The following is a 1,845-nucleotide window of genomic DNA, read 5'->3' as shown; positions in this document are numbered from 1 at the left end:
GGTTAGAGCAGGCGGGAAGCAAAGCCTTACACAGCAATGAGGCGGGGCAGCTGACCATGGATGTGCTTAAAAATAAACCGGAGGATAAATTGGATTTAGACGCCCCGTTTATCAAAAGTGGGTTGGATATGCGAGATAAAGCGGAGGATATCACGGGTGGAGACACGGGGATATGCCAGGACGTGACACTCGATAAAACGGAGTTTACCAGCCACCAATGTGAGCGTATTCCTGCGGTGGAATTGGCCTGTACCCGAACTGCACGGATTGAGCTCAATGCCAAAATCGTGAAAAAGACCCGTAAGGTGACGAAAACCGTGTGGCTAGAGCTGAATAGGCAAGCGCGACCCGCGGCCTATCGGCATGAATTTGCCTCCCCTGAGGCGGGCAAGCTCATTTCGGTGTCACTGGATTCTGACCAAGTACTTATTCCCCACAATTACAATTACTGTGATGAACGAGACAGTGCGCAGACATGTCGAAGTTCAATAGACGAAAAGATGCAGTTTTTTGGAAAAATCTTTCCGGTCACCATCGTGAAATTACCCTACGCATCGAGTCACTGCTCTGGCGGGGAAAATGACCATTGTTATTACTATACCCATGACGGGGTGGGGAAAATCCACACGTCGTTTGCAGTGAACCAAGAGGTGACATTAGGGCAAAAGTTCTTATTAACCAAAACCTCAAAATACTACGGCAACAATTACAGAGGCGGGTTTAACGCCAATGTCACCTTTACGTATGAATACGATGACGTGGAAGCGAACCCTGAAATCATTTGGACAGAAGTGTGTCCGTTTGATAAATCCGAAGAAGTCAAGATAGCTACGCAGTGTACGGAAAAAGGCGGGCCGAAGATCGTGACTTATGGGGGAAAAAGTTTCACCTTGTACAGTGATTGTTGGGCGTATAAGGACACCTATGTCTCACAAAGCGCGGACAATGGCAGTTGCCAACCCTACATGAGCAACAAAGCCTGTACGTTAGTCGGTACGGTGTGTCAGGAGAGCGTGAGCGGTTCTTGTCTTAGAGAGCAAGCGACCTTTTCCTGTCAGAAGGGCTTAAGTGGCACCGCCCAACTTTGCGGGACGGAGCTGATTTGTGCCAGTGGGGAGTGTGACCAAATCAAAAATGATAAGGCCAATAGCTTCCAAAAAGCGGTGTCAGCGTTAGCCGCAGTGGCCGCGGCGGGCGAAGATGTGGCAGAACTCAATGATGTCAATGTGAAGGCATTTACGGGTAAACGCACCACCTGTCGTAAAGCCGCAATGGGATTCAGTAATTGTTGTAAAAGCGGAGGATGGGGTAACGATGTTGGTCTCGCCCATTGTGACAGTGAAGAAAAAGCACTGGGTAAAGCCAAAAGTCGCAATCTGACCATTTATGTCGGTTCATACTGCTCGAAGAAAGTCCTCGGTGTATGTCTTCAGAAGAAAGAAGCCTACTGCGTATTTGATAGTAAACTCGCCAAAATAGTGCAAGAGCAAGGACGTGGCGGGCAATTACGTATTGGTTTTGGTAGTGCCAAAAACAGTGATTGTCGCGGTATTACCGTGGATGAGTTGCAATCCATTAACTTTGACCGCCTGAACTTTGCAGATTTCTATTCGGATTTGGAATCGGGCACTGATATCCCAGCTGACCAAGAATTGATTGACCGCGTGAGAAATCAAATCGCCAATGGCCTGCAAGGGCAGGGAGGGCAAGGATGAAACGTATTTTATTAATGTCGCTCGTCAGTCTGGTGATATCAGGAAGCGTGTTGGCCAACCATGGCGAACAAGCAGAAACACGAACGTATGTGGATGAACCTATCGTTGGTTGGCACTGGTATAACGAGCC

The 1,845-nt window shown here is 48.3% G+C and carries 1 protein-coding gene; it reads left to right on the top strand.

Going from position 1 to position 1,845, the window contains the following annotated elements; all coding sequences use genetic code 11:
• Positions 1-1,715 (top strand): conjugal transfer protein TraN (locus tag AC4IFO_RS22740; protein ID WP_490737815.1); only part of this gene is annotated, 1,715 nt, incomplete at its 5' end.
• Positions 1,716-1,845: the final 130 nt, after the last annotated feature.

Source organism: Providencia sp. UF-224, assembly GCF_058245955.1.
Note: the sequence above shows the minus strand (reverse complement) of the source record. Positions and strands in the feature narration are given on the sequence as shown.